25 protein-coding genes are annotated in these 26,968 nt (G+C 67.7%); 14 read left to right on the top strand and 11 right to left on the bottom strand.

Annotated features, from left to right (window positions below):
- The 7 genes from JW364_RS20450 to JW364_RS20420 all read left to right on the top strand — a co-directional run bounded on the left by JW364_RS20450 (window position 1) and on the right by JW364_RS20420 (window position 9,206).
- Window positions 1–1,275 carry an MCE family protein gene (locus tag JW364_RS20450; protein WP_058253547.1) on the top strand — a complete coding sequence of 425 codons (1,275 nt, stop codon included), beginning with the start codon at window positions 1–3 and terminating at the stop codon, window positions 1,273–1,275.
- Window positions 1,272–2,555 (top strand): MCE family protein, encoded by a 1,284-nt coding sequence (locus tag JW364_RS20445; protein ID WP_058253546.1) that lies wholly within the window; start codon window positions 1,272–1,274, stop codon window positions 2,553–2,555. Before JW364_RS20450 ends, JW364_RS20445 begins: the two co-directional genes overlap by 4 nt.
- A complete protein-coding gene (locus tag JW364_RS20440; RefSeq protein WP_205334170.1) occupies window positions 2,555–3,988 on the top strand; it encodes an MCE family protein in 1,434 nt (477 codons plus the stop codon). Before JW364_RS20445 ends, JW364_RS20440 begins: the two co-directional genes overlap by 1 nt.
- Entirely contained in the window at window positions 3,985–4,908 is a 924-nt protein-coding gene (locus JW364_RS20435; RefSeq protein WP_205334176.1) for a hypothetical protein, read from the top strand. The genes JW364_RS20440 and JW364_RS20435 overlap by 4 nt, the downstream gene beginning before the upstream one ends.
- Window positions 4,908–5,603, top strand: a complete 696-nt coding sequence (locus JW364_RS20430) for a hypothetical protein (protein WP_240199387.1) — start codon at window positions 4,908–4,910, stop codon at window positions 5,601–5,603. Before JW364_RS20435 ends, JW364_RS20430 begins: the two co-directional genes overlap by 1 nt.
- 347 nt (window positions 5,604–5,950) lie before the next feature.
- Window positions 5,951–8,074, top strand: coding sequence for a heavy metal translocating P-type ATPase (locus JW364_RS20425; RefSeq protein WP_205334169.1), 2,124 nt, complete (start codon window positions 5,951–5,953; stop codon window positions 8,072–8,074).
- A gap of 118 nt (window positions 8,075–8,192) precedes the next feature.
- Window positions 8,193–9,206 (top strand): hypothetical protein, encoded by a 1,014-nt coding sequence (locus JW364_RS20420; RefSeq protein ID WP_240199386.1) that lies wholly within the window; start codon window positions 8,193–8,195, stop codon window positions 9,204–9,206.
- Window positions 9,207–9,212: 6 nt separating this feature from the next.
- On the opposite strand, the gene JW364_RS20415 is transcribed toward JW364_RS20420, so the two are convergent.
- The 4 genes from JW364_RS20415 to JW364_RS20400 form a co-directional block, all read right to left on the bottom strand.
- Entirely contained in the window at window positions 9,213–9,914 is a 702-nt protein-coding gene (locus JW364_RS20415) for an FABP family protein (protein ID WP_205334168.1), read from the bottom strand.
- A 266-nt stretch (window positions 9,915–10,180) separates the two neighbouring features.
- Window positions 10,181–10,486: a DUF1416 domain-containing protein gene (locus JW364_RS20410; RefSeq protein WP_010840619.1), complete on the bottom strand. Its 306-nt coding sequence runs from the start codon at window positions 10,484–10,486 to the stop codon at window positions 10,181–10,183.
- 5 nt (window positions 10,487–10,491) lie between these two features.
- Window positions 10,492–11,331, bottom strand: coding sequence for a sulfurtransferase (locus JW364_RS20405; protein WP_058253541.1), 840 nt, complete (start codon window positions 11,329–11,331; stop codon window positions 10,492–10,494).
- Window positions 11,332–11,719: 388 nt separating this feature from the next.
- Entirely contained in the window at window positions 11,720–12,577 is an 858-nt protein-coding gene (locus JW364_RS20400) for a DUF2993 domain-containing protein (protein WP_205334167.1), read from the bottom strand.
- 211 nt (window positions 12,578–12,788) lie between these two features.
- On the opposite strand from JW364_RS20400, the gene JW364_RS20395 reads away from it, so the two are divergent.
- Both JW364_RS20395 and mshD read left to right on the top strand, forming a co-directional pair.
- Complete coding sequence (locus JW364_RS20395; RefSeq protein ID WP_058253539.1) at window positions 12,789–13,595, top strand: response regulator transcription factor; 807 nt, start codon at window positions 12,789–12,791, stop codon at window positions 13,593–13,595.
- The gene (gene mshD, locus JW364_RS20390) at window positions 13,576–14,499 is read left to right on the top strand and encodes a mycothiol synthase (protein ID WP_307814815.1); all 924 of its coding nucleotides are present in this window, start codon (window positions 13,576–13,578) and stop codon (window positions 14,497–14,499) included. The genes JW364_RS20395 and mshD overlap by 20 nt, the downstream gene beginning before the upstream one ends.
- Here mshD and JW364_RS24305 read toward each other — a convergent pair.
- Window positions 14,490–14,717, bottom strand: coding sequence for a hypothetical protein (locus JW364_RS24305; RefSeq protein WP_240199385.1), 228 nt, complete (start codon window positions 14,715–14,717; stop codon window positions 14,490–14,492). The genes mshD and JW364_RS24305 overlap by 10 nt on opposite strands.
- Window positions 14,718–15,267: 550 nt before the next feature.
- Here JW364_RS24305 and pstS point away from each other — a divergent pair.
- The 4 genes from pstS to pstB all read left to right on the top strand — a co-directional run bounded on the left by pstS (window position 15,268) and on the right by pstB (window position 19,242).
- On the top strand, window positions 15,268–16,347 hold the full coding sequence (gene pstS, locus JW364_RS20380; protein WP_137810318.1) for a phosphate ABC transporter substrate-binding protein PstS: 1,080 nt from the start codon (window positions 15,268–15,270) through the stop codon (window positions 16,345–16,347).
- 142 nt (window positions 16,348–16,489) lie between these two features.
- On the top strand, window positions 16,490–17,518 hold the full coding sequence (gene pstC / locus JW364_RS20375) for a phosphate ABC transporter permease subunit PstC (RefSeq protein WP_137810317.1): 1,029 nt from the start codon (window positions 16,490–16,492) through the stop codon (window positions 17,516–17,518).
- Between the two features lie 2 nt (window positions 17,519–17,520).
- Window positions 17,521–18,420 (top strand): phosphate ABC transporter permease PstA, encoded by a 900-nt coding sequence (gene pstA, locus JW364_RS20370; protein WP_058253533.1) that lies wholly within the window; start codon window positions 17,521–17,523, stop codon window positions 18,418–18,420.
- Between the two features lie 45 nt (window positions 18,421–18,465).
- Window positions 18,466–19,242, top strand: a complete 777-nt coding sequence (pstB, locus tag JW364_RS20365) for a phosphate ABC transporter ATP-binding protein PstB (protein WP_004022008.1) — start codon at window positions 18,466–18,468, stop codon at window positions 19,240–19,242.
- Between the two features lie 76 nt (window positions 19,243–19,318).
- Here the strand turns inward: pstB and JW364_RS20360 are convergent, their stop codons facing one another.
- The 6 genes from JW364_RS20360 to JW364_RS20335 form a co-directional block, all read right to left on the bottom strand.
- Window positions 19,319–19,468: a hypothetical protein gene (locus JW364_RS20360; protein WP_165629676.1), complete on the bottom strand. Its 150-nt coding sequence runs from the start codon at window positions 19,466–19,468 to the stop codon at window positions 19,319–19,321.
- A 165-nt stretch (window positions 19,469–19,633) separates the two neighbouring features.
- Window positions 19,634–20,296 (bottom strand): phosphate signaling complex protein PhoU, encoded by a 663-nt coding sequence (gene phoU, locus JW364_RS20355; RefSeq protein WP_058253532.1) that lies wholly within the window; start codon window positions 20,294–20,296, stop codon window positions 19,634–19,636.
- A 106-nt stretch (window positions 20,297–20,402) separates the two neighbouring features.
- Window positions 20,403–22,658 carry an LCP family protein gene (locus tag JW364_RS20350; RefSeq protein ID WP_205334165.1) on the bottom strand — a complete coding sequence of 752 codons (2,256 nt, stop codon included), beginning with the start codon at window positions 22,656–22,658 and terminating at the stop codon, window positions 20,403–20,405.
- Between the two features lie 176 nt (window positions 22,659–22,834).
- Window positions 22,835–24,001: a tRNA dihydrouridine synthase DusB gene (gene dusB, locus JW364_RS20345; RefSeq protein ID WP_374100860.1), complete on the bottom strand. Its 1,167-nt coding sequence runs from the start codon at window positions 23,999–24,001 to the stop codon at window positions 22,835–22,837.
- Between the two features lie 59 nt (window positions 24,002–24,060).
- Window positions 24,061–25,053, bottom strand: a complete 993-nt coding sequence (locus tag JW364_RS20340; RefSeq protein ID WP_058253529.1) for an acyl-ACP desaturase — start codon at window positions 25,051–25,053, stop codon at window positions 24,061–24,063.
- A gap of 347 nt (window positions 25,054–25,400) precedes the next feature.
- The gene (locus tag JW364_RS20335) at window positions 25,401–25,952 is read right to left on the bottom strand and encodes a nuclear transport factor 2 family protein (RefSeq protein WP_205334164.1); all 552 of its coding nucleotides are present in this window, start codon (window positions 25,950–25,952) and stop codon (window positions 25,401–25,403) included.
- A gap of 105 nt (window positions 25,953–26,057) precedes the next feature.
- Here JW364_RS20335 and JW364_RS20330 point away from each other — a divergent pair.
- The coding region (locus JW364_RS20330; protein ID WP_205334533.1) for a serine/threonine-protein kinase at window positions 26,058–26,968 on the top strand (911 nt) is incomplete at its 3' end.

The raw sequence follows: 26,968 nt of genomic DNA, 5'->3' as shown, positions 1-26,968 counted from the left end.
ATGACCGTCGGAAGTATGTCCATCGGACGCAAGGTGCTCTTCGGGGTACTCGCCGTGATTCTCGCGGTCGCCCTGGTCCTCGTGGGCTGGAAGGTGTTCACCAAGTCGACGACGAATACGTTCACCGCCTACTTCGCCGGGGTCGCCAGTCTGTACAAGGGGGACCCGGTCCGGGTGCTCGGTGTGAACGTGGGTAGCGTCTCCGCGATCACCCCGCGCGAGAACGACGTGAAAGTCGAACTGCGCGTGGACAAGAGCGTCGACATCCCGCAGGACGCGAAGGCCGTCATCGTCGCGCAGAGCCTGGTCTCCGGTCGGTTCGTACAGCTGACGCCGGTCTACTCCGGTGGGCCGGAGATGTCCGACGGCGCCGACATCCCGATGGACCGCACCGCGGTGCCGATGGAGTGGGACGACATCAAGGCCCAGCTCACCCGACTCACCGAGGCCATCGGTCCGCAAGGGGCCGATCCGGGCTCGGCGGCCAAGGCGGTGAACGTCTTCGACGAGAATCTCGAGGGCAACGGCGAGGCGATCAACGCGTCGATCCGGGAGGTGTCCGACGTGATCGGCACCCTCGCAGCCGGCAGCGGCGACCTGTTCGCCACCATCCAGAGTCTTCAGAAACTCACCGATGCATTGTCGGGAAGCCACGAGCAACTCGTGCAGTTCAACGGCCGGATCGCCTCGGTCAGTTCCGTGCTCGCGGACAACACGACCGAGCTCGATGAGGCGCTCAAAGGTCTCGACGCGGCGATGACCGATGTGCAGACCTTCATCGACACCAATCAGACGGCGCTGTCGTCATCGGTGGAGCGTCTGGCCGCGAGTACGAAGATCGTGGCGGACAAGGACGAACAGGTGCGTGGCGTGTTGCATTCGGCGCCCAACCAGCTCGCGAACTTCTACAACATCTACAACCCGCTTTCGGGATCCCTGTCGGGTGTCTTCGGTTTGGGGATGGGAACAAATCTCATCACTCTGTTGTGCGGAACCATGGAATCCACCAAGCGGCCGGGATCGACGATGGCGGATGTCGACAAGTGTGTGGAGATCCTGGCTCCGGTCCTGTCGTCGATCTCGATGAACTACCCACCGTTCCTGACCAATCCGGTGCAGGGTCGCAACGCCACGCCGAGCCAGCTCGAGTACCAGAACGCGAGCGTCCGGGCTCGTGCGAATGCCGGGGTCACCCGGCTCGACAACGAGACCCGTCGTGACAACCGGGGCAGCCCGCTCGAGGATCTGCTGGTGCCGTTCGGGGGTGAGCGATGAGATCGGTACGACCCCGTGGTTCGCTCATCGTGGGCGCGGCGAGCCTCGCGCTCGTCCTCGCCGGATGTTCCTTCGACGGCCCCAACTCGCTCCCGGTCCCTGGAGCCGAAGGTACCGGCGGTGAATCCTACGAGATCACCGCGGTCATCCCGTCGGCGGCCGGACTGGTCAACAACGCGCCGGTGCTCATCGACGACGCGACGGTCGGCAGCATCGGCGACATCGAGGTCCAGGACTGGAACGCGCTCGTCACGATGCGGCTCAACGACGGGGTGATCGTCCCGCGCGGTTCGCATGTCATGGTCGGGCTGACCAGTGTGCTGGGTTCGACGCACCTCGAGATCGTGCAACCGGCCGAGCCCGAGGGCGGCCGGCTCGAACCCGGCGACCAGATCCCCCTGACCAAGTGTCCCGAGCAGTCCAACATCGTGACCGACCCGTCGGTGCCCGCGGTGCCCGACATCAATGCGGCACAACAGGTGTCGGCGTGTACCTACCCCAGTACCGAGCAGGTGCTGAGTTCGCTGTCGGTGGTCCTCAACGGCGGTGGGTTGTCGCAGATCGGCGACATCGTGCACGAGATGAGCGACGTCTTCGGCGGACGCGAGGAGCAGATCAAGGAGCTCATCCCGCGGTTGAACACCCTCGTCGCCGATCTGGATGCGCAGAAGGGCAACATCATCCGCGCGACCGAGGGACTCGACCGGTTGTCGCGCACCATGAACGAGCAGAAGGGCACCATCGAGCGGGCGCTCGCCGACGCCCCGCAGATCCTGCAGTTGCTCGTCGACCAGCGTCAGCAGTTCCTCGACACTCTCGGTTCGGTCGCGACGCTGTCGAAGACCGCCAACGACATCCTCGACGCCAACTCCGAGGACATCGTGACGATCGTGGAGGGGATCGAACCGGCCCTCGATCAGCTCCAGGCCGCGGGTCCCGCGATGACTCAATCGCTGAACATCCTGCTGACCTTCCCGTTCTACGAGCCGACGATCCGACAGATCGTCAAGGGTGACTACGTGAACTCCGATCTGGTGCTCGACCTCACCGTCGAACGACTGAGCAAGAGCATGTTCGCCAGCCTCGGCGTCACCGGCCCCGAGGGCGTCTTCGGACGGCCCGCAGGCGCCGCCGCGCGCGGACTGAACCCGTTCATCGCGCCCCTGCAACCGGGCGGCGAACGCGTGCCCGACTCGGCCGAACCGATTCCGGCGAACATGGTCCCGCGGGTCTCGCCGACCACGCCGGCGGCAGTCCCGGCCGCGGGAGGTGGCCGCTGATGAAGATCACGAGATTCGTCCGGATGCAGCTGATGATCTTCGCCATCGTGACCGTGGTCGCGATGGTGGTGATGGCGCTGTTCTACATCCGCATCCCGTCGATGTTCGGGGTCGGCAGTTACCAGGTGCAGCTGCTGCTGCCCACCAGCGGTGGGCTGTACCAGAACGCGAACGTCAGCTACCGCGGCGTGTACGTCGGCAAGGTCGACTCCGTGCAGCTGACCGACACCGGCGTCGAAGCGGTGCTGACGATCGAGAACAGCGCGGAGATCCCGGCTTCGTCGACCGCGTCGGTGCGCAGCGTCTCCGCGATCGGTGAGCAGTTCGTCGAGTTCACGCCGGATCCCGAGGCGGGCGAGTCCGGCGAATACCTGCAGGACGGCGCGACGGTGTCGACCGACGAGGTCCCGGTGGAGATCTCGGCGATGCTCGACCAGGCCGACCGCCTGCTGGCCGAGATCGGTGACACCCGTTTGCGGTCGCTGATGGACGAGGCGTTCATCGCGTTCAACGGCACCGGGGAGGCGTTGCAGCGCCTGCTGGACTCGATGGTGCTGTTCGTCGACGAGGCGAACAAGAACACCGACACGACAATCCAACTCGTCGAACAGGGCGCACCACTGCTGGCAACCCAGTCACGTACGGCCGACGACATCCGTTCCTGGACAAGAAACGTCACCGCGTTCACCGATCAGTTGCGGGCGAACCGGCCCGAGATCGGCGACATCCTGCGCAAGGGGCCGTCGACCGCGTCGAAGAGTCAGGAACTCTTCGAATCCCTCGGTGCGTCGTACCCGTTGCTCGTGTCGAACCTCGGTACGATCGCCAAGACCCAGGTGGTGTACCTGCCGAACTGGAAGCAGGTGCTCGTTCTCTATCCGCGACTGGTCAGTTCGTTGATCACGGCGGTGAACACCGGCACCAACCGGTTCGGTCCGAACGTGAACTTCTCGCTCGGTTTCCAGGACCGGCCGCCGTGCAACATCGGTTTCCTCCCCAAGGAGGACTGGCGTTGGCCGTCGGTGCAGACCGCCCGGGAGCTCCCGCCGGGAATGCTGTGCCGGGTGCCGCAGAACTCCAACATCGCCGTCCGCGGTGCGCGTAACTATCCGTGCGCGGAGTTTCCGGGCCGTCGCGCACCCACCCCCGCAGAGTGTGCCACAGGCTACGTACCGAAACCGGGCTCGGTCGACCCGTTCCAGAGCGGGTTGCCCTTCGGGCTGAAATGGCAGCCGGCGTCCTCCGGTACCGTGACACCGGGCACACCGAAGGACTTCGACGCGGAGCCCGCGGTGTATGCGACGACCTACGACCCGGATTCGGGCAACTTCATCGGACCCGACGGCAAGACGTACAACGCCGGGGCCGGCAGCGATGAGCAGGAACAGAGCAGTACATGGCAGACGATGATCAGCGGGACGGTCACCCCGTGACGCCGGACGGTCCCGGCACGACGTCGCCGAATCGCAGCGGCGCGGATCGTGCGGGTTCGGGCGATCGCCGGAACACGAAGCGGCCCGTGCGGTCGGCGCCGATCCGGCGTGGACGTCCGGCGGGCAAGAAGCCGTCGAAGCCGGCCGCACCGGTGCCGCCGGTCGACGAGCCCGGCACCGCGGCGGAAGACGTCGACAGCGCCTCACCGACATCCGCGGAACCGACGCAGGACGCGACGTCGACGGCGTCCCCGGCGGCTGACACCGCGCCGGATTCCGAGTCCGTCGCCGCGGAGATCGCGCCCGACCCGTCCGAGGTCGAGAAGACGGTGAGTTATCGGGAGCGCTGGCGTGCCCGGACGGCCGCGGCGTCGGCGTCCACGGGCACGCCGAAACGCAAGCGCGGCATCAGGTATCGCGGGTCGGGGCGTCGCTCACCGCGCGCCGTCGTGGGCGTTGTCGTGGCGCTTGTGGTCATCGTCGTGTGCGCCATCGCATCGGTGGTGTTCGCGCTCGGCATCGCGCGTCAGGACCGGACCGACGACCTGCGGGCCGAGTATTCCGCGTTCGCTTCGCAGGTTCTCGTGAACCTGACCAGCATGAATCCCGACACCGTCGACCAGACGCTGACGTCGGTCCAGGAGGACACGAGCGGCAAGGTCAAGCAAGAGGTCGAGAACAACATCCAGCAGGTGGCGGCCCTTGTCCGGGACGGCAAGCTCGAGACCCGCTCGCTCATCCTCTCGTCCGCGGTGACCAAGGCCGAACCTGACGAAGGCTCGGTCATCATGGTGTTCGGCTGGCATCAGCGATCGCTCGACGGCGAGGTGCCGTCACAGGAGAAGGTGTTCCGCTGGCGGGTGGACATGACGCGGATCAACGGCGACCTCAAGATGACCGACTTCGAGTGGGTGGCGTGATGTCGGCCCGCTCCGAGTCCGCGCCCCGATCCGAGCCCGCGCCGAAGTCGACCGGATCTCGATTCGCCCTGCGCAAGGGGCGCCTGGGTCTGATCGCACTCGGCGTGGTGCTGGTCGCCGCGATCGCCGTGACCGCATTTCTCGGCTTTCGCTTCACCCAGGGCCGCGGGGTCGAGGACGCTCGCGCATCGTCGCTGGCGGCGGCCCGGGACTACGCGACGACGATGTTCGGGTACAACGCCGAGAACGTCACCGAGCACATCGACCAGTCGATGAGTGTGCTCACCGGGCCGGCGAAGCCGGAGTACACGAAGCTGATCACCGACAACAATCTCGCCGCCGAGGTGCGCAAGCAGTCGGTGGTGTCCGAGGTGACGATCCAGGACGCGGGTGTGGTGACCAACACCCAGGACACCTCGCAGGTCCTGATCTTCATGAACCAGTCGGTGACCCGCGGCAACAAGGAGCTCGTGAGCATCAATCCGTCGCGGCTGACCTTCGACATGAAACGCGAGGGCGACCGCTGGATGATCAACTCGATCGAGGTGATCACCGACGACACGTTCCGATCGAAGATCGAGGTCGTCGAGTCATTGCCGCCCGACGCGAAGCCGCTGCCCGGCCCGAGCTCGGCACCCTCCGGTGCGCCGTCCCCGGCTCCCGGCCCGTCCGTGGCGCCGGTGCCGACTCCCTGACCGCCTTAATCCGTTGCGGCCCCCCCGAATCGGGCGTACGTTCGCGGGTACACAAGGAAGGAGGTGGTCTGATAGTGATTTCTCATCGGACATGTGAGGTGACCATCCGTTAGCAGTTGACCGTGTGGCATTCGTGTCGCACCGAGGCGGGATTCCCGCCGGTCGGCGCAAGCGAATACCAGGTGGTCACCCGGCCCCCGTATCCCGACCCGGTCCGGTCGGCACAGGCCCTTCGAGGGCGGTGCGGGGGCCGTTCCATGTCTGCTGACGGGTTCATTCCGGGAATACCCCTACAGGGTAGACGTACCCCTGGCGTTCATACCCTAGGGGGGTATATCCTCGACCTCATGAACACGCACCACGACCATCCGCCGACAACGCCGGCACCGGCCGACCACGCGCACCGCCCCCAGGTCGATCCCGGGCACGACGGCCACGAGAAGCACGCCGATCACACCGGCCACGGCGGACATGACAGCCACGCGGGCCACGGCGACCACGTCGCGCAGTTCCGGCGACTGTTCTGGATCATGCTCGTGTTGGCGGTCCCGACCGTGGCCTTCAACGACATGTTCGCCGACATACTCGGCTACGGTCTGCCCGACGCGGAGTGGGTCCGGTGGGTGTCGCCACTGCTCGGCACGGTTCTCTACCTGTGGGGCGGGCGCCCGTTCCTCGTCGGCGCGGCCGCCGAGCTCCGAGCCCGTCGCCCGGGGATGATGCTTCTGATCTCCCTCGCGCTCACCGTCGCCTTCGTCGCCTCCTGGGGTTCGACGCTGCACCTGTTCGACCACCACCTGAACTTCTGGTGGGAGCTGGCACTGCTCGTCGTGATCATGCTGCTCGGCCACTGGATCGAGATGCGCTCGCTGGCCCGGACGACATCGGCTCTCGACTCACTCGCCGCGCTCCTCCCGGACGAGGCCGAGAAGGTCGTGGGCAGCGACATCATCTCGGTATCTCCCGACGAACTGGTCGTCGGCGACGTGGTCGTCGTCCGGCCCGGCGGGTCCGTGCCCGCCGACGGCGCCATCGTCGACGGTTCGGCGAGCATGGACGAGTCGATGGTCACCGGGGAGTCGGCACCCGTTCGGCGGGAGGTCGGTGACGTCGTGGTCGCCGGCACCGTCGCGACTGATTCCGGACTGCGGGTCCGCGTGACCGCGACCGGCGACGACACCGCGCTGGCCGGGATCGGACGCCTCGTCGCCGATGCGCAGGCATCGTCGTCACGGGCCCAGCGACTCGCCGATACCGCGGCCGGGTGGCTGTTCTGGTTCGCACTCGGCGCCGCGGTGCTCACCGCGATCGCCTGGACCGCGGTCGGATCGCCCGACGAGGCCGTCGTTCGCGTGATCACGGTGCTGGTCATCGCATGCCCCCACGCGTTGGGGCTCGCGATCCCGCTCGTCGTCTCCATCGCGACAGAACGGGCCGCGCGTGCCGGGGTCCTGATCAAGGACAGGCTCGCCCTCGAGTCGATGCGCAACGTCGACGCCGTGCTCTTCGACAAGACCGGCACCCTGACGAAGGGAGAACCGACCGTCCTCGAGCTCGAACCGGCCCCCGGGCAGGACCGGCGTCGAGTGCTGACCCTCGCGGCCGCCGCGGAGACGGGCAGTGAGCATCCGCTTGCCTCGGCGATCGTGCGGGCCGCTCGAGATGAGGGAATCGATCTGCCCGTCGCACAGGCCTTCTCCTCGTCGCCTGCGGTGGGGGTGTCTGCATCCGTCGACGGCCACGGGGTCCGGGTGGGTGGACCCAACCTGCTCGCCGAGCACGGCCTCGACGAACTGCCCGTCGCGTCGTCGTGGCGGGAGCAGGGGGCGATCATCCTGCACGTGCTCGTCGACGATCGTGTCCTGGGGGCGTTCCGGCTCGCCGACGAGGTGCGTCCGGAGTCGCGTGTGGCCGTGGACGAACTCCACGCTCTCGACGTACAGGTCGTGATGATCACCGGCGACGCGCAGGCGGTGGCCGACGATGTCGCCGGCCGGTTGGGCATCGACCGGGTGTACGCCGGGGTCCGACCCGAGGACAAGGCCGCCATCGTCGCGGACCTGCAGCACGAAGGTCGTCGTGTCGCGATGGTCGGCGACGGCGTCAACGACGCCCCCGCACTCGCGCAGGCCGACGTCGGGATCGCGATCGGTGCCGGCACCGACGTGGCCATCGGCTCGGCCGGCGTCATCCTCGCCTCCTCTGATCCGCGATCGGTCCTGTCGGTCATCGAGCTGTCGCGTGCCGGCTATCGGAAGATGGCGCAGAACCTCTGGTGGGCAGCGGGTTACAACCTCATCTCGGTGCCGTTGGCGGCCGGGATCCTGGCGCCGATCGGGTTCGTCCTGCCCATGAGTGTCGGCGCGATCCTGATGTCCGCCTCGACGGTGGTCGTGGCGTTGAACGCACAGCTGCTGCGTCGACTCGATCTGCGTCCCGGTTCCATCCGAAACCGATCCGGGCGCAGGTAGGGCAGCGCTACGAGATTCGCGTAGCGCAGTACTCGCGAAACCGCGGCGTGAAACCGCTGGACTGGGAGCACAGCACAGTCCACGGCGCCCGCCGGGGCGTCGAGAGGGAGAAGAAGACATGGTGACCATGCATGTCGCCGCGGCGGTCGGGACGCAGGATCGCGATCGGATCGAACCCGTGGTGGGCGAGAACTACTGGACCCCGGGCGACCCGGACTTCGGGACGGCGTCGGCACCCCGATTCGCGTTCGCCGACCCGCACGCCGCCGGCTTGTTCCACGCCGAGGACCTGTCGCGGGAGCCCGGTGACCGCATCGCCGTCCACAACCGCGGTGTGCACGACGTGGCTGCCGTGGTCCTGCTCGCGGATGGCCGGTCGTATGTCGAACTCTTGACTCCCGGTTCGGAAATCGCTCTGCCGGAGGCGGATTCGCTCACCTACCTCCAGGCCCCCCGCACCGCTGACGGCCGGCCGGTTCTGTACGGCGCGGTGTGGGTGCGCGACGGGCGGGTGATGCCGGTGACGGTTCCGATCCCCACCCGCCGCGAGTTCCTCGACCAGCGATATCTCACCCCGTGGAGCGCGGAGTGGAACGGTGGTGTCTCCGGTCGGCACATGCTCGATGCCGCGGCGGCCGGTGTCTCGTACCAGTACCGGACGGGCGGTTCGACGTTCGTCGTACGCAACTCGGGCAGCGACTGGATCGGGGTGGTCCACCGGTCCGGCACGGAGTTCACCTTCGTCGAATGCCCACCGGGTGGGCGTGCCGTCTTCGAACTCTCCCCGCAATCCGCCCGCGCCGAGGTGTTCTCGGTCGTCGGTCGCCGGGGCGGCGGCACGGCCGGGCACGCACCGTACATGTCGAGGTCGGGAACCGTGCATCCCGGTTGGGCGGGTCGGCCGGGGGAGGTCACCGCCTACGGTTCGGTCGTCGTCATGCTCGGCGCGCCGGTGTACAGCGCACTGCCGAAACGCAATCTGTATCTTGCGTTCTCGGATCGGCGGCCCTTCGAGGCTCGCTTCGCTCGCACCTCAGGGAGCAGGGGGAGCCGCCGGGAGCGAAGCGAGCGGGGCGAATGTGCGAGCCGCCGGGAGCAGGGCGCGCGTCCCTGCCGCGGGCTCCGTCGATGAGGTGGATCAGCCGACGTGGCGGCGCAGCTTGGCGGAGAGCCGCGGGGTGAGGTCCCCGTCGGCGTCGACGCGCTCCTCGACGTAGGCGAGGTCGCCGTCGGCGACGAGTCCGTACAGGCGTTTGGCGCCACCGGTGCGTTGACCTGATTCGGCCTTGATGACGACGTCGGTGGCGAGTTCCCAGGTGGTCTGGTTCAGGGGAGTGCCGTAGAAGAGTTCGATCGAGCCCTCGGCGTGGGCGAGGAGCAATTCGATGGTGTCGTCCTCACCGATCCGCCAGAACCCGGACTCGCGGAGGTCGGGCCGCTGGTAGGCAGCGTCGTCGTCGATCACCCACGAGCGGGACTCCCAGGTCAGGAAGTTCTGGCCATCGTGGGACACGACGATCTGCTGAGCGAAGTGATAGTCGGTGTCCGACTGGGGATCGTGGCCTTCGCCCTCGCCACGCCATACGCCGACGAGCGGCAGGAGTGCGAGGAGGCCGGGATGCAGGTCCGCGCCGAGGCGGAGGTTCGCGGTGTCGGCCGGGAGCGGCAGATCATCCCACGTGGGGACGTTGCGTTCACGGCTGCCGGACTCCACCGCCCGGGCCTCGGCCTGACTGATCGCCTCGTCGCCCGACCGGCGGGCGTCGGCGGCGAACCCGTCACCGGATGACTCCGCGCCGGCGGGGCCGGCCGCGGCCGGATCTCCGGGTGAGGACGTCACGACTCGTCGGTCACCAGACGGTACAGGGTGTAGACACCGAACCAGGTGATCAGCACGGCGGCCAGGATCAGCAGGATTTCGAAGAAGAGGACCACGAGGGAAATTCTAACCCCGGCGTGGTCAGGGCGCCGTCGAGGGGTGGGCCCTTCGTGGCTCGTCGCTTACGCTCCTCTCACCTCAGGGACCAGTGGGATCAGAGGGCGGTGAGAACGAGACAGCCCGGTCACCGCGGGTGCGGTGACCGGGCTGCCGGGTCGAGCGTGGCGTCACTTCGAGACGGTGATGTCCTTCTCGTGGATGCCGGGGCCCTCGGGGCTGATCGTCACGTCGCCGTTGCCCACTGCGGACAGGGCGCGCAGCGTCCAGGTGCCGGGGGCGGCGAAGAAACGGAAGTCGCCGGTGGGCGATGCCACGACCTCGGCGGTGAACTCACCGGTCGAGTCGAGCAGACGCACGAAGGCGCCGGCGACGGGCGAACCCGAGCCGTCGGTGACCTGTCCGGTGAGGACGGTCTCCTTCTCCACGTCGACGCCTGCGGGCAGCTTCTGTCCCTGCTTGGGTGCAGCACACATATTTCTTACTTTCCTTCTCCGAGTTCGATTGGGACGCCGATCAGCGAGCCGTACTCGGTCCAGCTGCCGTCGTAGTTCTTGACGTTCTGCTGGCCGAGCAGTTCCTTCAGCACGAACCAGGTGTGGCTCGACCGCTCGCCGATGCGGCAGTACGCGATGGTGTCCTTCGAGCCATCGAGTCCCGCCTCGCCGTAGAGCTCCTTGAGCTCCTCGTCGGACTTGAAGGTGCCGTCCTCGTTGGCGGCCTTGCTCCACGGCACGTTGATCGCGCTCGGGATGTGACCGGGACGCTGGCTCTGCTCCTGCGGGAGGTGGGCCGGCGCGAGGATCTTGCCGGAGAACTCGTCCGGGCTACGCACGTCGACGAGGTTCTTGGTGCCGATGGCATCGACGACCTCATCGCGGAACGCGCGGATGCTGACATCCGGCTCGCCGGCCTTGTAGGTCGTGGCGGGACGGCTGACGGCGTCGCTGGACAGCGGGCGCCCGTCGAGTTCCCACTTCTTGCGGCCGCCGTCGAGGAGCTTGACGTCGTTGTGGCCGTACAGCTTGAAGTACCAGTAGGCGTACGCAGCGAACCAGTTGTTGTTGCCGCCGTAGAGGATCACGGTGTCGTCGTTCGCGATCCCGCGCTCGGAGAGCAGCTTGCCGAACTGTTCGGCATCGACGAAGTCGCGGCGGACCGGATCCTGCAGGTCGGTCTTCCAGTCGAGCTTGACGGCGCCGGCGATGTGCCCGCCGTCGTAGGCCGAGGTGTCCTCGTCGACCTCGACGAAGACGGTCTTGTCGGCATTGAGGTTCTGCTCAGCCCATTCGGTGCTGACCAGGACGTCGGAACGTGCCATGGCGGTGTCCTTTCGGAGTGGATCGGTGATGGTCGTCGAACAGATGGAGATGGTGGAGACGGTGAGGCGCGAGAAGGATGCCCGCGTTTCGGGGAGATGAGCACGGGTGACGGCGCATGGGAACGAGGTCGCAGACCTCGGTGGAGACGCCCCCGTTCTCATCGACGGTGTGGGCGGACCGGCTGCTCACGCAGCACGGGTTGGTCACACCGTCAACGGCGAGTGCGACAACAGCAGTCGGCGACACGACAGAAGTCGATCGCCCGGCGTCGTGTGAGCAAGTACTCACGGCGCTGCTGCATGCCCACGAGGGTACAACAGAGCCGATCGAGCCCCCAACGGCCGGGGTGCTTTACCGCCGAGGTCGGGAGAACACGGTCTGAACTGCTCAGAAGCGGTCGAGACGCACCGACGCCGGACCGGAGTCGCCGACCAGTTGGACGTCCCCGCCGAAACTCTCCGCGCGATCGGGTTCGACATCCCAGGCCATCGGCAGGCGCGGGAGCGTCAGGCTGAACCGATCGAGCACGGCGGCGCGGACTTCCGCCGGGACCTCGGCGTCGACGTGGCGTTCGGGGCCGGTGTAGAAGCCGGTGGCCCGGATGTCCAGTGCGCCGTCGACGACGGAGAGGTCGACGGAGACACTCACGCGCACCTTGGGGCCGTCGTAGGACGACGCCGACGGCGGGTCGGCGGGATCGAGCCCGTCGCCCGGCGGCAGTGCGACCGTGCCGGTGAGCACGACGCCGCTCTCGCGACTGACGATGCCGTCCTGGGGCCCGCCTGCGCCGGCCGTGTCGTCCGGTCCCGGGGTGCTGACGGTCAGGTCGACGATGCGCAGATATCGGGCCAGGGTGACGGCATCGAGGCGGGTGTACGCCGAGATCGAGCCGGTGTGGAGAACATCACTCGCCGAGAATCCGCTGCCGTCGGCCACGTCGAACGGGCCGAGAGAGGCACCCAGCTCACCGCGGCAGACGCCGCGGGCGGGCGGACATCCGGGTAGTTCGACGCCGCGGGCGGCGATCGTGGCCCCGTCGAAGTGGCCGGCGGACGACTGCGAGGTGAACGGGAAACCCGCGATGGTGACCTCGGGATCGAATGTCACGCGGGGGGATTGGGCGAGGGCGCGGGAGAACTGATGCTCCCCGCGAACGGCGGCCCCGACGTCGACGCCGAGCGCGACCCCCGCGGCGGCCAGGGCGGCGACCACACCGATGACAAGCACTTTCCGGATGCGCGGCATGCTCGGCCGATCACCCTCCCCGTCGTGGTCATCCGGCGGTCGTGGTCGCCTTGTTAACAGGTGAGCGCGCCGGTGGCGCTATTCTGTCACCTATCTCGCACACGTTGGTAAGGCGGCGTAAACAATCGCCGAGCCACGCGCGGGTGGCGTTCACGTCGTGGTGAGCGATCTGGATGGTCCGGGACGGGGACGAACGAGATCGGAGTGCTGGGTGGATCTCTTGTTGTTGACGGCCGACCCGAATCCGGAGTCGGTCTTGCCGTCGTTGTCGCTGCTCGCGCACACGGTGCGGACCGCTCCGACCGAGGTGTCGTCACTCATGGAGGCGGGGAACGCCGATGTGGCGCTGGTCGATGCCCGCGCCGACCTGGCGGCGGCCCGCGGGCTGTGCCGCCTGCTGGGCAGCACCGGCTCCTCGGTGCCGGTCGCGGCGGTGCTGACCGAGGGCGGGCTGGTCGCGGTCAACGCGGACTGGGGCATCGACGAATTCCTGCTGCCGGGTACCGGTCCGGCCGAGCTCGATGCCCGGTTGCGCCTGCTCGTGGTCCGTACCCGCGGGGTTGCTGCAGAGGAGTCCTCGGGCAAGGTCACGTTGGGGGAACTCGTCATCGACGAGGGGACCTACACCGCACGCCTGCGCGGACGTCCGCTCGACCTGACCTACAAGGAGTTCGAGCTCCTGAAGTACTTGGCGCAGAATGCGGGTCGCGTGTTCACGCGCGCCCAGCTGCTCCAGGAGGTGTGGGGGTACGACTTCTTCGGCGGCACCCGCACCGTCGACGTCCATGTCCGTCGACTCCGCGCCAAACTCGGCAGCGAGCACGAGTCGCTGATCGGGACTGTCCGCAACGTCGGATACAAGGCAGTCCGTCCGACGCGTGGCCGAGCGCCCGCGGCCGACGCCGACCTGTCCGAGGACGCCTCTGGTCCCGATGCGGTCGGCACCGATGACTTCGACGACGCGCTCGACGGTCCCGATCCGTTCGACGAGGAGTTCAGTGCCAGTGCCGGGAACTGAGGACCCGCAGGTGCGTCGAGGCGCACTGCCCGACGACGTCTCTGAATTCGCTCACCGTTTGGTGCGCGAGGCGAACGACGCCGATGGTGTCGCCCCGCTCTCGGAGGGGGCGGTCGCCGCGATCAACGCCCCCGAGGGCTCGCCGATCGTGCACGTCAGGTCGAAGGCGGGGTACGCCGTCATCGTCCCCGGTCGCGACGGCGAGCCGGCGATGATCGAGGCGGTTGTCGACCCGGCGCACCGACGGGAGGGACATGGCCGGGCGCTGCTCGACGCGGCGTTCGGGGCCGCGCCCGAATCGGGGTCGGGGGTCCGGGTGTGGGCTCATGGGGATCTGCCTGGTGCGGTGGCGCTCGCCGCGGCGATGGGGCTGACGAAACGTCGCGAACTGCTGCAGCTGCGCCGCCCGGTCGGACCCGGCCACGAACTCCCCGAACTCGTCGTCGACCCGACGGTCGACCTGCGGACCTATGCCGGACCGGCCGATGACGCCGAGATCCTGCGGGTGAACAACGCGGCCTTCGACTGGCATCCCGAGCAGGGTGGCTGGTCGCCGGAGCAGATCCGTGAACGGGTTGCCGCCGACTGGTTCGATCCGGCGGGTTTGTTCCTCGCCTTCGACCGTGCCGGCGACGGATCGGGCGGGGGAGATGGCAAGCTCCTCGGGTTCCACTGGACGAAGCGGCACGACGCGGACCTCGGCGAGGTGTACATCGTCGGCGTCGATCCTGCGGCGCAGGGTCGCGGACTGGGTCGGTTGTTGACGCTCGCCGGCCTGCATCACCTTGCGCGCGAGGGCGTCTCGGAGATCAACCTCTACGTGGAGGGTGACAACGTCGCCGCGCTGCACACCTACGAGCGCCTCGGGTTCACCCGATACGCCGTCGACGTCGCCTACGGCTGAGGCTGCCCGAGTGCGGCGCCGATGGCGTCGACGACGTCGCCGATGTGGGGCTCGCGAACCACGGACAGGTGATTGCACTCGAGACGGAGGACGTCGACGTCCCCGGTCACGATGTGCCGCCGCCACACCGACGGGTCGTCACGATTCTCGCTGCCCTGCACCACGAGCGCGCGACCGGTGTACGGGCGGGGGGCGGTGCAGCCGCGCCACCCGGACACCGAGTTCCTCGAGTGCCTGCGCGTCGGCGGTCGGCGAGGTTCTCACCACGCCTGCGAGTGGAACACGAATTCGTCGGCGCCACAGTTCTTTTCGGGGTAGCGGTTCATATGTGGTGGTCGTCGTGAGAGACGGGTCGGCGCGCTTGGCGCGATGCAGCACCCGCGGTGGGACGAACGTGTCCACCACGACGACCAGATCGACATGGTGCCCGTCGGCCTCGAGGCGTCGCGCGGCCGCCGGTCGTCGGGCAGGCCACCGGGCGGTCTCGCCGGTGGGGCGAGGGCAGGAGCCCGCCCCGGGTGTGCGGGCCGATCCGCGCGAGCCCGACGATCCGTCCTGTAGCCAGGTGCCCAAGTCTCGAATGTCGGGTTACGCAGATCACGTACGATCACGCCTGGGCAGGTCGCACCCCGTCTGCCTTGGCCAGTTCACCTGTCGTTCATCTTTTGGAGGGGATCAGTCCACCACGCCCCCATAGCTTTCCACTCGGACACTCCGGAGCCGACGCCAGTCGGTGCGGGGAACGCGAACGGAAAGGCAACACCAGCGGTGAAAATCAATCGGAACGGCGCCCTGGCGTCGGTGTCGGCGATCGCGGCACTGACACTCGTCACGGCGTGCGGCGGTGGGGGAAGCGAACAGACTGTCAGCGGCGAGGGCTCGACCGCGCAGCAGAAGGCCATGGAGCACTTCAGCCAGGTCCTGACCGACAACAGCGACATCGTGCTCGACTACACCGGCAGCGGCTCGGGCGACGGCATCAAGAAGTTCATCGCGGGCGACGTCGACTTCGCCGGCTCGGACTCGGCCCTCAAGGACGACGAGGTCACCGACGCCACCGCACGTTGCAACGGCAACGCCCCCTGGCACCTCCCGCTGGTCGTCGGCCCCGTCGCGGTCGCCTACAACCTCGACGGTGTCGAGGACCTCAAGCTCAACCCCAGCGTCATCGCGCAGATCTTCAACGGCAAGATCACCACCTGGAACGATCCCAAGATCGCCGCGCTGAACCCCGGCGTGACGCTGCCCACCACCGACATCGTGCCGGTGTACCGCTCGGACAGCTCGGGCACCACCGACAACTTCCAGCGCTTCCTGGAGAACTCGGCCCCCGCTGACTGGCCGTACGAGCACAGCAAGGAATTCGCACCCAAGGGTGTCGGTTCCGGTGCCTCGAAGTCGACCGGCGTCGGCGACACCGTCAAGAAGACCCCGGGTTCGATCACCTACGTCGAGTGGGGCTTCGCCACCGAGAACGACCTCGGTGTCGCTCAGATCGACTTCGGCGCCGGCCCGGTCACGCTGAACGCGGAGAGCGCGGGCAACGCCCTCGAGTCGCTGGCCTTCGCCGATCCGGCCAGCAAGGACCTCGTCGTCGACACCGACGCCCTGTTCGCTTCGAAGGCTCCGGGCGCCTACCCGCTGCTGCTCACCCCGTACTCGATCGTCTGCTCGGCGGGCTACGAGGACGAGGCCACCAGCCAGACGCTGAAGGACGCGTTCACCGCGGTCCTGAACGACGGCCAGGCCGGCCTCGAGGAGATCGGCTACGTGCCGGTACCCGACGCCTTCAAGACCAAGCTGCAGGGGACCATCGACTCGCTGTCCGGTGGGTCCGGAAACGCCTGATCAATCCCCTCTGATCACGTGCGCGGGGCCGCCTCGGTTGCGGCCCCGCGCGTGTGGTTGACACACTGACACGACATTTCGCGTGTCCACGAGACGGCGGGAAGTGGCCCCAATGACCAGAGCCGAATCACAAGAAGGACGCATGACCTCGCTGAGCAAAGAGGGTGGCGCGATCCCGCCGGACACCGGCGAATTCCAGGCCCCCGGGTCATCGCCCGACCAACCCGGATCCTCGCTCCACGCGGCCGCGCATCACCGCGTCGCCGATCGGGTGTTCCGCACCCTGGCCGTCGGCTCGGGGTTCGTGGTCTCGATCGTCATCGCGCTGATCGCACTCTTTCTTCTCGCACAGGCGATTCCGTCGCTGGCGCAGAACGAGGAGAACTTCTTCACCTACACCGGGCAGTGGATCACCAGCGGAGATCAGCTCGCCTTCGGTATCCCCCAGCTGTTCTACGCAACGGTCGTGGTGTCGGTCATCGCGTTGCTGATCGCCATGCCGGTGGCGCTGGGTATCTCGATCTTCCTCACCGAGTACGCGCCGAAGCGGTTCGTCGGCCCGATCACCTACACCGTCGACCTCCTCGCCGCGGTGCCGTCCATCGTCTACGGCCTCTGGGGCATCCTCGTGCTCGGCCCGGCGCTGGTGCCGGTGAACGAGTGGCTGGTCGGCAATCTCGGCTTCCTGCCGTTCTTCCAGGAGCCCACGCAGATCGCGAACATGAGCACCGGCGGCACGCTGCTGACCGCAGGCATCGTTCTTGCGGTCATGATCCTGCCGATCATCACCGCGGTCACGCGCGAGGTCTTCATGCAGACCCCCAAGGGTCATCGTGAGGCCGCGCTCGCCCTGGGCGCCACCAAGTTCGAGGTCGTGAAGGTCGCCGTGCTGCCCTTCGGGTTCTCCGGCTACATCTCCGGTTCGATGCTCGGCCTGGGTCGCGCGCTCGGCGAGACGATGGCGCTGCTGCTCATCATCTCGACCGCCGGTCCCATGAACTTCAACCTCATGGAGAGCGGCGAGACCTTCGCGACGAAGATCGCCAACAACGCGGCCGAATTCGACTCGCCCGCCAAGACCGGCGCCTACATCTCGGCCGGCCTGACCCTGTTCGTCCTGACCTTCATCGTCAACGCCGCCGCCCGCGCGGTCGTCGCCGGAAAGAAGTGACCATGTCTGTGACCACGACTACTTCCGCGGCCGATCCGGTCAAGAAGCCCTCCGGCTTCACCCCGATGTCCGGGCGTCGGCGTTTCACCGACGGGACCGTCCGTGTCGCCGTCATGGCCGCCCTGCTGCTGGCGCTGGTTCCCCTGCTCTGGTTGGTCTTCACGCTGGTGTCGCGGGGTATCGAGACGATCATCGACATCGACTGGTGGACCCAGGCCGAGCGACGCGGCGGCGCCGCCAATGCGATCGTCGGCACGCTGATGCAGACCGCCCTCGCGGCGGTCATCTCCATCCCGCTCGGCATCTTCGTCGCCATCTATCTGGTGGAGTACGCGACGAAGAAATCGCTCCTCGCGCGTGTCACCACGTTCATGGTCGACATCCTCTCGGGTGTGCCCTCGATCGTCGCCGCGCTGTTCGTCTACGCGGTGTGGCGCACCACCCTCGGATTGCCCCGCTCGGGATTCGTGGTCGCGATCGCGCTGGTCTTGCTGATGGTCCCGCTCGTGGTGCGCGCCACCGAAGAGATGTTGAAGATCGTCCCGCAGGACCTTCGCGAGGCGTCGTACGCCCTGGGTATCCCGAAGTGGAAGACGATCGTGAAGATCGTCCTGCCGACGGCCCTGTCGGGCATCGTCACCGGCGTGATGCTGGCCATCGCCCGGGTCATGGGCGAATCGGCGCCGGTCCTCATCCTCGTCGGTGCCACCCGCGCGATGAACTGGAATCCCTTCGACGGCAACCAGCAGTCGCTGCCGCTGATGATGGTGCAGCAGTACAACAACGGACCGGGCGCCTTCGATCAGGTATGGGGCGCGGCGCTGACATTGGTGATCCTCGTTGCCATCGTCTACTTCGGCGCCAAGGCGGTGTCGAAGATCTTCGCCCCCAAGACTTCCTGACCTCCCACCCTTCTCGGGTCATCTTTTCCAGAACGGACCAATGACATGGCAAAGCGCCTCGACATCAAAGACCTGAACATCTATTACGGCGACTTCCACGCGGTCAAGGACGTCACCCTCGAGGTGCCGCCGCGCTGCATCACCGCGTTCATCGGCCCGTCGGGCTGCGGTAAGTCGACCGTGCTCCGAACCCTCAACCGCATGCACGAGGTCACCCCGGGTGCCTACGCCAAGGGCAGCGTGCTGCTCGACGGCGAGGACATCTACGGCAAGACCGTGGACCCGGTGAGCGTGCGCGCGACCATCGGCATGGTGTTCCAGCGGCCGAACCCGTTCCCGACGATGTCGATCCGCGACAACGTCGTCGCCGGCCTGCGTCTGCAGGGTGTGCGGAACCGATCACAGCTCGACGACGTCGCCGAGAAGAGCCTGCGCGGCGCCAACCTCTGGGAAGAGGTCAAGGATCGCCTCGACAAGCCGGGCGGCGGACTGTCGGGTGGTCAGCAGCAGCGTCTGTGCATCGCCCGCGCCATCGCGGTCTCTCCCGACGTCCTGCTCATGGACGAGCCGTGTTCGGCGCTCGACCCGATCTCGACGCTGGCCATCGAGGACCTGATGGGTGAACTCAAGAAGGAGTACACCATCGTCATCGTGACCCACAACATGCAGCAGGCCGCTCGCGTCAGCGACCAGACCGCGTTCTTCAACCTCGAGGCGGTCGGCCAGCCGGGACAGCTCGTCGAGATCAACGACACCGAGACGATGTTCTCGAACCCGACGAAGAAGGAGACCGAGGACTACATCTCGGGCCGCTTCGGCTGAGCCTCCGCGCGCGAACAGGCCCGCTCACCCGTCCGGGGAGCGGGCCTCGTCGTTCCTGGGTCGTCGTGTCGGGGTGTCACATGTTGAGCAGCAGGATCACCAGCAGGGCGACCAGCGACGCGGTCACACCCAGGTACGCCAGGATCTTGCGGCGGTGGGCGGCAGCCTCTGCGTCCTCGTCGGTCACCGCATTGAAATCGGGCTCGGTCGGATAGTGCTGGGCCATGTCGCCACCCTAACGACGACCTCGGCGCGTGTGAAATCTTCCCGACCTCGTTGGGGCTCAGATATTCACGGACATGAAAAAAGGCCGAGATTCAGTGTCGGAAACTGAATTCTCGGCCTCTTTCGGTGTGGCCCTCGCTCGATGTTCAGCACCGAGCGAGAGAAATCACCCCACGCTCTGGAACTGCTCCGGGGTCTTGCCCGTCGCGGTGAACACCACGCGGCGCCCGATGAGTACGGCGTGGTCGGCGAACCGTTCGTAGTAGCGGCCGAGCAGGGTCACGTCCACCGCGGCGGCGACGCCGTGCTTCCATTCGCGGTCCATCAGGACGGTGAACAGGTGGCGGTGGAGGTCGTCCATGGCGTCGTCGTCTTCCTGGAGACGAAGGGCGGCCTGCGGGTCGCTGGTCACGAGGACCTCATGTGCGTTCTTGGCCAGGGTGACGGCCAGGCGGCCCATCTCGGCGAAGTAGCCGTTGACCTCCTCCGGCAGTGCCTTGGCGGGATGCCGGCGCCGGGCGACCTTGGCGACGTGCAGCGCCAGTGCACCCATCCGATCGGCGTCGGCGACGATCTGGAATCCACTCACGACTCCACGCAGGTCACCGGCGACCGGGGCCTGCAGGGCGAGGAGCGCGAAGGACTGTTCCTCCGCGCGAGCCGTCAGCCGGCTCATCCGGTCGGTGTCCCCGATGACCTCTTCGGCGATGGCGAGATCGGCCTGCAGCAGTGCCTGCGTGGCGCGCGCCATCGCGGTGCCGGCGAGCTCGCACATCTCACCCAATACCGAGGTAAGCGCCTCGAGTTGCTCTTGATAGGCGGTACGCATGGTTCAAGGATACGTGCGTGATCACTCCAGGCCGACTCCGATCGATGAACGTCCAGTGAACGTCGGGTGCAGATCCGTCCACCTGCGAGTGCACCGACACCTGAGATCACGTACAGGTGGTGTCGCCCGCGTTCGTGATGGCCAGGTCGTTGGGCAGATTGCCGGTGTTCTCCGCAGGTGCGAGCTGGTTCGCCGTCAGGGTCGCCCCGGAGGCCGGTACCGACTCCAGGGAGCCGGTGAAATCCGCACCGACGATGAGCTCGACACCCGACTTGACCGTGCGGTCGAGCTGGATGCTCGCGTTCGGGAACATCTCGGCCAGCGTCGCGGCGGCGTCGCGCTGTCCCGGCCCGTAGCGCACGACGGTGTCGTCGCGGTTCTCCGAGGCATCGGCGACACCCCGAACGTCGAAACCGTACGGCGTGAGCTGCTCGGACACCTCGGTGGCGAGGCCCGTCTGGCCCGTGCCGTTGAGAACCCGGACGCCGACATTGCCGGGGTTCTGGGCGGTCGCGGTCACGGGTCCGGGAGCACTGGCGTTCGAGTCGGTACTCGGTGCGCCGGGAGTCGTCGGCGCCTTCGACGACGACGGCGGCTTCTTACGCGCCTGCTCGCCGGGGAGTGGCAGGTCGTCGATGATGGCGTCGAAGATCGCGTCGATGTCGCTGGTGCGCGGGATCTCGTTGTTGGCGCCGTCGGTGGAGGTACCCGACGTCGGGATCGTCAGGAACGAGACGCGGCCGGCCTCGATGCCCTGCATCGACTCGGCCAGGTTGATGAGCGACTGGGTGTCGACGCCGTCGACGTAGCTGTATTCGATGAACGTGTTGACGATCCCGTTGAGTTTATTGGGGTTCGACAGCACATTGCCCGACAGGCTCGACCGCAACAGCGACGACATGAAGAGCTGCTGGCGTTTGATCCGGCCGTAGTCGCCGTTGCCCTCCGTGCTGATGTTGCGGGCGCGCACGTAGTTCAGCGCGCGCCGGCCGGTCAGCTTCTGCTTGCCCGGCTTGCGCAGGATCTGGCCGATCTCGTAGTCGTAGAGCGGCACCGTCGAGCAGACCTCGACGCCGCCGATCGCGCGGACCACCTTCTCGAAGCCGACGAAGTCCATCCCGATGAAGTGGTTGATGTTCAAACCGCTCATCGCGGTGATCACGCGCACGAGACACTGCGGGCCGCCCGCGGCGTAGACGCCATTGAGTTTCACGTCGTAAGCGGGTTGCATCTCGGCGCCGTAGGCGCCGGTCGTGTTGTCCCAGGCGCGGCAGGCCGGCTGGTCGACCTGCAGGTCGCGCGGGAACGACACCGCGACGACGCGACTGCGGTTGGCCGGGATGTTCACCAGGATGACGGTGTCCGAACGGGCGCCCTCGGCGTCGGCGGTGGTGCCGGCGCCGACCCTGGAGTTCTGGCCGCCGCGGGTGTCGGTACCGACGATGAGGTAGGTCTCGTCGCCGTACTGGGCGTCCTTGTTCCGGATGTTCCGGTCGTCGGGGTCGACGGCGGTGACGTTCCGCCAGTTGCCGTTCCACGACTGCAGATAACCCCAGACGAAGCCGGTGCCCACCAGTGCGAGCACGCACGCGATGGCTACCAGGATGCGTCCGGTCGCGGCGGTCTTGCGCAGCATCGCGCCCTGCCGGTCCTCGTCGCGTCCGGGATGGCGCCGAGGCGCCGAGCGCAGGGCGAGGGGTTCGGTGAGGTCGGGTGTGCGTTCCAGCGGGGGTTGCGGGGCCGGCGGTCCGGCCGGGCCGCCGGCGACCGGCTCCTGGGCGCGGGATTCCTCGATCACCCGCTGCTCGGTGGCGCGATCGGACAGGTCGGGCGCGGCGTCGCCGACGGTGGGGATCTTCTGGGTGACCTCGTTGTCGAAACGATGGACGGTCGTCGGGCGGTCGTCGGGCGCCGGCTGCAGAGCTGCGGGGACCCGCCCGCCCGGGGCCGCCGGTGGCGTGGCATTTCCGCCGAACGGCGGTCCGGTGCGGCGAGACCGCCCGCGGGTCGACGACGTGGGCTCGGATGTCCGCGACTCCGGGCGCGGCGGAGTCGCGCGGCGGGTCCCGGACCGGCCGGCGCCGGCGGGGGGCTCCGACGGTGACGACTCCTCCGCGTTCATCTGCTCCATGAGCTGGCGAACCGTCAGGCGAGTGCGTCCCCGGACGAAGCGATCTGCCGAGCGTGGCTCGCGGAGGCTGGGGTGCGCCGGGGGAGGGGAGCCCTGGTCGGTGGAACCGGGCGCATCCGGACCGGGGACGGGCTCGAAGTCGTCGCGGGAGCGTCCGGCGCGTCGACCACGACGAGAGCGATCGGCGTCGCCCACCTCGGGGTCGTCCGGGCCCGGTGTCCTACGACTCAATGCACGTTCCTCATGCCCCGTGGTCGTGTCGCGGAGTCACCGCGGATCGGGGCTCGACCAGCGCGGTGCGCACAGAATGGAGGTCCCGGCGGCCGGGACCTCCGCGCAATAGTACTGATCCCACCTGAGAAAGCGTCTCAGCCGGGCACCGGTTGTGACGGTTTTCGCAATCCGGTTCAACCGCCGGAGTGCATGATCTCGGCGCCTGCGGGGATCACGTCCTCGTCGGGGTCGTCGAGCCAGCCGTCCGGCAGCGCGACCTTCGCCGGCGAACCCTGCCGGCCGCGCGGGCCGTGACCGTCGGAGGGGAACGGCGCGTCGGCCGGCAGCTCGGCGAGCAGTTCACGTAGTTCGTCGACGCTGCCGACGAGCGCCATCCGCCGCCGGATCTCCGAGCCGGCCGGGAAACCGCGGAGGTACCAGGCGACGTGCTTGCGGATCTCGCGGCAACCCTTCATCTCGCCGTGGTGATCGACGAGGAGCTGGCAGTGCCGGACCATGATCTCGGCGACCTCGCCCAGGTTCGGCGGCGCCGGCGCGTCGAAACCGCCGAGTTCGGCGGCCAGTTCGGCGAACAGCCAGGGCCGGCCGAGGCAACCGCGGCCGACGACGACGCCGTCGCAGCCGGTCCGGCGCATCATCGCGACCGCATCGGCGGGTTCGAAGATGTCGCCGTTGCCGAGCACCGGAACGGTGGTGACGTGCTCCTTCAGGCGGGCGATCTCGTCCCAGTCGGCCTCACCGGAGTATCGCTGCGATGCGGTGCGCGCGTGGAGGGCGACGGCCGCGGCACCTTCTTCGGCGGCGATCCGGCCGGCGTCGAGATGGGTGCGGTGATCGTCGTCGATGCCGATCCGGAACTTGACCGTCACCGGGATGTCGGTGCCCTCGGTGGCCCGGACGGCCGCCGCGACGATCTTGCGGAACAGCGTGCGCTTGTAGGGGATCGCCGACCCCCCGCCCTTGCGGGTCACCTTGGGGACCGGGCAGCCGAAGTTCATGTCGATGTGGTCGGCGAGATTCTCGTCGACGATCATCTTTGCGGCTTGGTACGTGTACTCCGGGTCGACGGTGTAGAGCTGCATCGACCGCGGGTTCTCGTCGGGTCCGAAGGTCGTCATGTGCATCGTGACCGGGTGCCGCTCCACGAGCGCGCGGGCCGTGACCATCTCACAGACGTACAACCCGGAGACGGTTCCGGTACGGGCGAGCTCGAGTTCGCGGCACAGCGTCCGGAACGCGACGTTGGTGACACCCGCCATCGGGGCCAGTACGACCGGGCTGGCCAGTTCGATGGACCCGATACGCAGTCCCTTCGAGACGCTCGCAAGCTCGCTCCTCAGGGAGCTGGGAAGCGAGCCCTCGGTGGTCGAGGGCGCCGGGTGGCTGTCGACGAGGGTGCTCAGGATGCCTGCTGCTCCCGCTTCTTGGCCTCGCGGGCGAGCGAACGGTCGCGCATCTCCTCGAAGCGGATGGTGTCTTTCTCGAGCTGCTCGAGGAAGGCGGCGAGCTCCTCGCGGGTCTTCTCGCCCTCGCTGCTGAAGTCGTCGCGTTCGAAGACGTTCCACTTACGCAGGACCGGCATGACGACCTCTTCGAGGTGCTGACGCAGGTCGTAGATGCCGTGCTTGGCCATGAGCACGCCGTGGCGACGGAAGTTGGGCATACCGGCGCCGGGCATCTGGAAGTTGGTCACGATGTCGGTGACGGCGCGCAGCGTCTGGTCGGGGGAGATGTCGAAGCCCGCACCGCAGATGTTGCGGTAGAAGATCATGTGCAGGTTCTCATCGGCCGCGATGCGCTGCAGCATCTTGTCGGCGATCGGGTCGTTGCACGCCTTGCCGGTGTTGCGGTGGCTGACGCGGGTCGCGAGTTCCTGGAAGGTCACGTACGCCACGGAATGCAGCAGACCGAGCTCGTCGGCGTGCTCCTCGAGCTCGTCCACGCGTCCGGCGGCGGCCAGCATCGGGTCGTAACCATTGGTCATGTGGATCATCCGCGCCTCTTCGAGGGCGACGGGATCGACGCCGCGGGTGACCACGAGGTAGTCGCGCATGACGATGCCGTGGCGGTTCTCCTCGGCGGTCCAGCGACCGACCCAGTGGCCCCAGGCGGAGTCCATCGAGAAGTTGTCGGCGATGACACGGTGGTACGACGGCAGGTTGTCCTCGGTGAGGAGGTTCGTGATCATCGCGGCCTTGGCGACCTCGTCGAGCTGCGACTGCTCGGGGTCGTAGTCGACGCCACCCAGGGCGGCGAAGTTACGGCCCTCGTCCCACGGCACGTAGTCGTGCGGGTTCCAGTCCTTGGCGATCTTGAGGTGGCGGTTGACGTTGTCCTCGGCAACCGGGGCCAGCTCCTTGAGTAGCTCGAGTTGCGTCAGGTCGCGTGCCATATAGATGTCCTCCGAACGGTGTCCGCGTGTGTCGTCATTGCGTGTCGTCGTCGTGCGTCGTGTCGATCGATCCGCGTGCGTGGCCGGCGGCCACGACCGTGGTTCGCGACGTCGTCGTGGGGAGGTGCGCACCCCGCCCACCGAACCGTGGTGTGTCGGGCCGGGTCCCCCGCGCCGCACCGTCGCCACTGGTCAAAGTTCTAGCGTACGGCACGCACACCGGTGTCCCAAGTCCGTCGCCTGGGTGTCGTTCGCCCCCGCGCGCCGCGTTACGCAATCGGCCGGTGGTGTCGGTCACGTCGGTACGGGCGACGCCGGAACCGATGTTCGCGCAGGTCGGCGGGCCCTCAACCGGAACGTGGACGCGAGGCGAACATCGCGCCCGTCGTCTCCATCCACGCCGTGGCCGGTTCGTCGATGTTGCCCAGTTCGCGTGCCTTCTCACACCAGCGCATCGCCGCGCGCCCGAACTCCATCGGGTTGTAGACGTCCTCTTCACGACTCCACCGGCCGTCGCCGGCGTAGGTGAGGATGGTGATGTTGGTGGCGGTGATGTGCGTCGAGTCGCCCGGATCGCGCATCGGGTTGTCGACTTCGCAGATGACCCGGCCGGTCGGCGCGTCGACCACATGCCACAGCGAAGGGAACCCGGTCATGTGACTGCCGGGGAACGACGTCATCGTCCGCCAGATCCAGGTCCGGATCTCCTCGCGGCCGCGCATGGTGCCCAGGGCGTGCTCGATGTAGTCGGCGTCTTCGGTGAACAGTTCGGCATAGCGATCCCAGTCCCGGCTCACAGCGATCTCGGCGACCGTGCGCTGGAACTGTGCGAAGGCCTCGTCGAGCTCTGCCGGGGTGAATTCGGCGGTCGTCGGGGTCGGGTTCTCGGTGGTTTCCATCGCCGCCGATCGTAGAGTCCGCACCGGTGTGGTCCACCGCGTTTCGCGACAATCGGTACCATTCGTCCCCAGCACAGCCACCGCACACGGATCGGTGAGGACGTCATGTACCAGGTAGGGGACCTGATCGCGGGTTACCGCGTCCTCGACGTGCTCGGACGCGGCGGCATGGGCGAGGTCTATCAGGCCGCGCATCCCCGGCTGCCGCGCGCCGACGCCCTGAAGGTGCTCCGCTCGGTCCACGCCACGGACCCGGTCTTCCGCGCGCGGTTCGAACGCGAAGCCGACATCGTCGCTCCGCTGCACCATCCCAACATCGTGGCCGTCTACGACCGTGGCGTCTTCGACGAGTTGCTGTGGATCGCGATGGAGTACGTGCCGGGTACCGACGCGGCCCGGATGCTCGCCCGGGAGTCGCCCCTCGACCCCGGTCTCGCGTGCACGATCATCGCCGGGGCGGCGGCGGGTCTGGACGCGGCGCACCGGCGCGGCGTCATGCACCGGGACATCAAACCGGCCAACATCCTCATCACGCCGGGCGCGGACGGCGACACCGACAGCGCCCCGGAGGCCGTCAAGCTCACCGACTTCGGCATCGCCCAGGTCCTCGACGAGGTGACCCACCTGACCGGTACCGGGATCACCATCGGGACCATGCGCTACGCCTCGCCGGAGCAGATCGAGGGGTTGCGCGTCGACGGCCGGAGCGACATCTATTCGCTCGCTGCCACTGCGTACGAACTCCTCACCGGTGCACCGCCGTTCGATTCGCCGTCGCTGCACGGACTGATGACCGCGCACATGCATCACGAACCCCCGTCGGCGAGCGCCCGCAACCGGGCGCTGCCCGCCGGGGTCGACGCCGTGCTCGCGCGGGCGATCGCCAAGGAGCCGGGTCGTCGTCACCCGACGGCGGGGGAGTTCGCCGCCGCGCTCGCCGACGTCTTCGATTCCCGCGCAACGCTCATCGGCCCGGCGATCCGGCCCGAGCCCCCGACCGAGCCCCCGACCGAGCC

Source organism: Gordonia sp. BP-119 (genome assembly GCF_016924115.1).
GTDB lineage: Bacteria > Actinomycetota > Actinomycetes > Mycobacteriales > Mycobacteriaceae > Gordonia > Gordonia hongkongensis.
This window is presented reverse-complemented; position numbering and strand designations above follow the sequence as displayed.

What these genes read in the sequence shown, in the direction of transcription:
- JW364_RS20450 (WP_058253547.1), top strand. Translation starts at nt 1, where the DNA reads ATGACCGTCGGAAGTATGTCCATCGGACGCAAGGTGCTCTTCGGGGTA.
- JW364_RS20445 (WP_058253546.1), top strand. Translation starts at nt 1,272, where the DNA reads ATGAGATCGGTACGACCCCGTGGTTCGCTCATCGTGGGCGCGGCGAGC.
- JW364_RS20440 (WP_205334170.1), top strand. Translation starts at nt 2,555, where the DNA reads ATGAAGATCACGAGATTCGTCCGGATGCAGCTGATGATCTTCGCCATC.
- JW364_RS20430 (WP_240199387.1), top strand. Translation starts at nt 4,908, where the DNA reads ATGTCGGCCCGCTCCGAGTCCGCGCCCCGATCCGAGCCCGCGCCGAAG.
- JW364_RS20425 (WP_205334169.1), top strand. Translation starts at nt 5,951, where the DNA reads ATGAACACGCACCACGACCATCCGCCGACAACGCCGGCACCGGCCGAC.
- JW364_RS20420 (WP_240199386.1), top strand. Translation starts at nt 8,193, where the DNA reads ATGGTGACCATGCATGTCGCCGCGGCGGTCGGGACGCAGGATCGCGAT.
- JW364_RS20410 (WP_010840619.1), bottom strand. Translation starts at nt 10,486, where the DNA reads ATGTGTGCTGCACCCAAGCAGGGACAGAAGCTGCCCGCAGGCGTCGAC.
- JW364_RS20405 (WP_058253541.1), bottom strand. Translation starts at nt 11,331, where the DNA reads ATGGCACGTTCCGACGTCCTGGTCAGCACCGAATGGGCTGAGCAGAAC.
- JW364_RS20400 (WP_205334167.1), bottom strand. Translation starts at nt 12,577, where the DNA reads ATGCCGCGCATCCGGAAAGTGCTTGTCATCGGTGTGGTCGCCGCCCTG.
- pstC (WP_137810317.1), top strand. Translation starts at nt 16,490, where the DNA reads ATGACCTCGCTGAGCAAAGAGGGTGGCGCGATCCCGCCGGACACCGGC.
- pstA (WP_058253533.1), top strand. Translation starts at nt 17,521, where the DNA reads ATGTCTGTGACCACGACTACTTCCGCGGCCGATCCGGTCAAGAAGCCC.
- pstB (WP_004022008.1), top strand. Translation starts at nt 18,466, where the DNA reads ATGGCAAAGCGCCTCGACATCAAAGACCTGAACATCTATTACGGCGAC.
- JW364_RS20360 (WP_165629676.1), bottom strand. Translation starts at nt 19,468, where the DNA reads ATGGCCCAGCACTATCCGACCGAGCCCGATTTCAATGCGGTGACCGAC.
- phoU (WP_058253532.1), bottom strand. Translation starts at nt 20,296, where the DNA reads ATGCGTACCGCCTATCAAGAGCAACTCGAGGCGCTTACCTCGGTATTG.
- JW364_RS20340 (WP_058253529.1), bottom strand. Translation starts at nt 25,053, where the DNA reads ATGGCACGCGACCTGACGCAACTCGAGCTACTCAAGGAGCTGGCCCCG.
- JW364_RS20335 (WP_205334164.1), bottom strand. Translation starts at nt 25,952, where the DNA reads ATGGAAACCACCGAGAACCCGACCCCGACGACCGCCGAATTCACCCCG.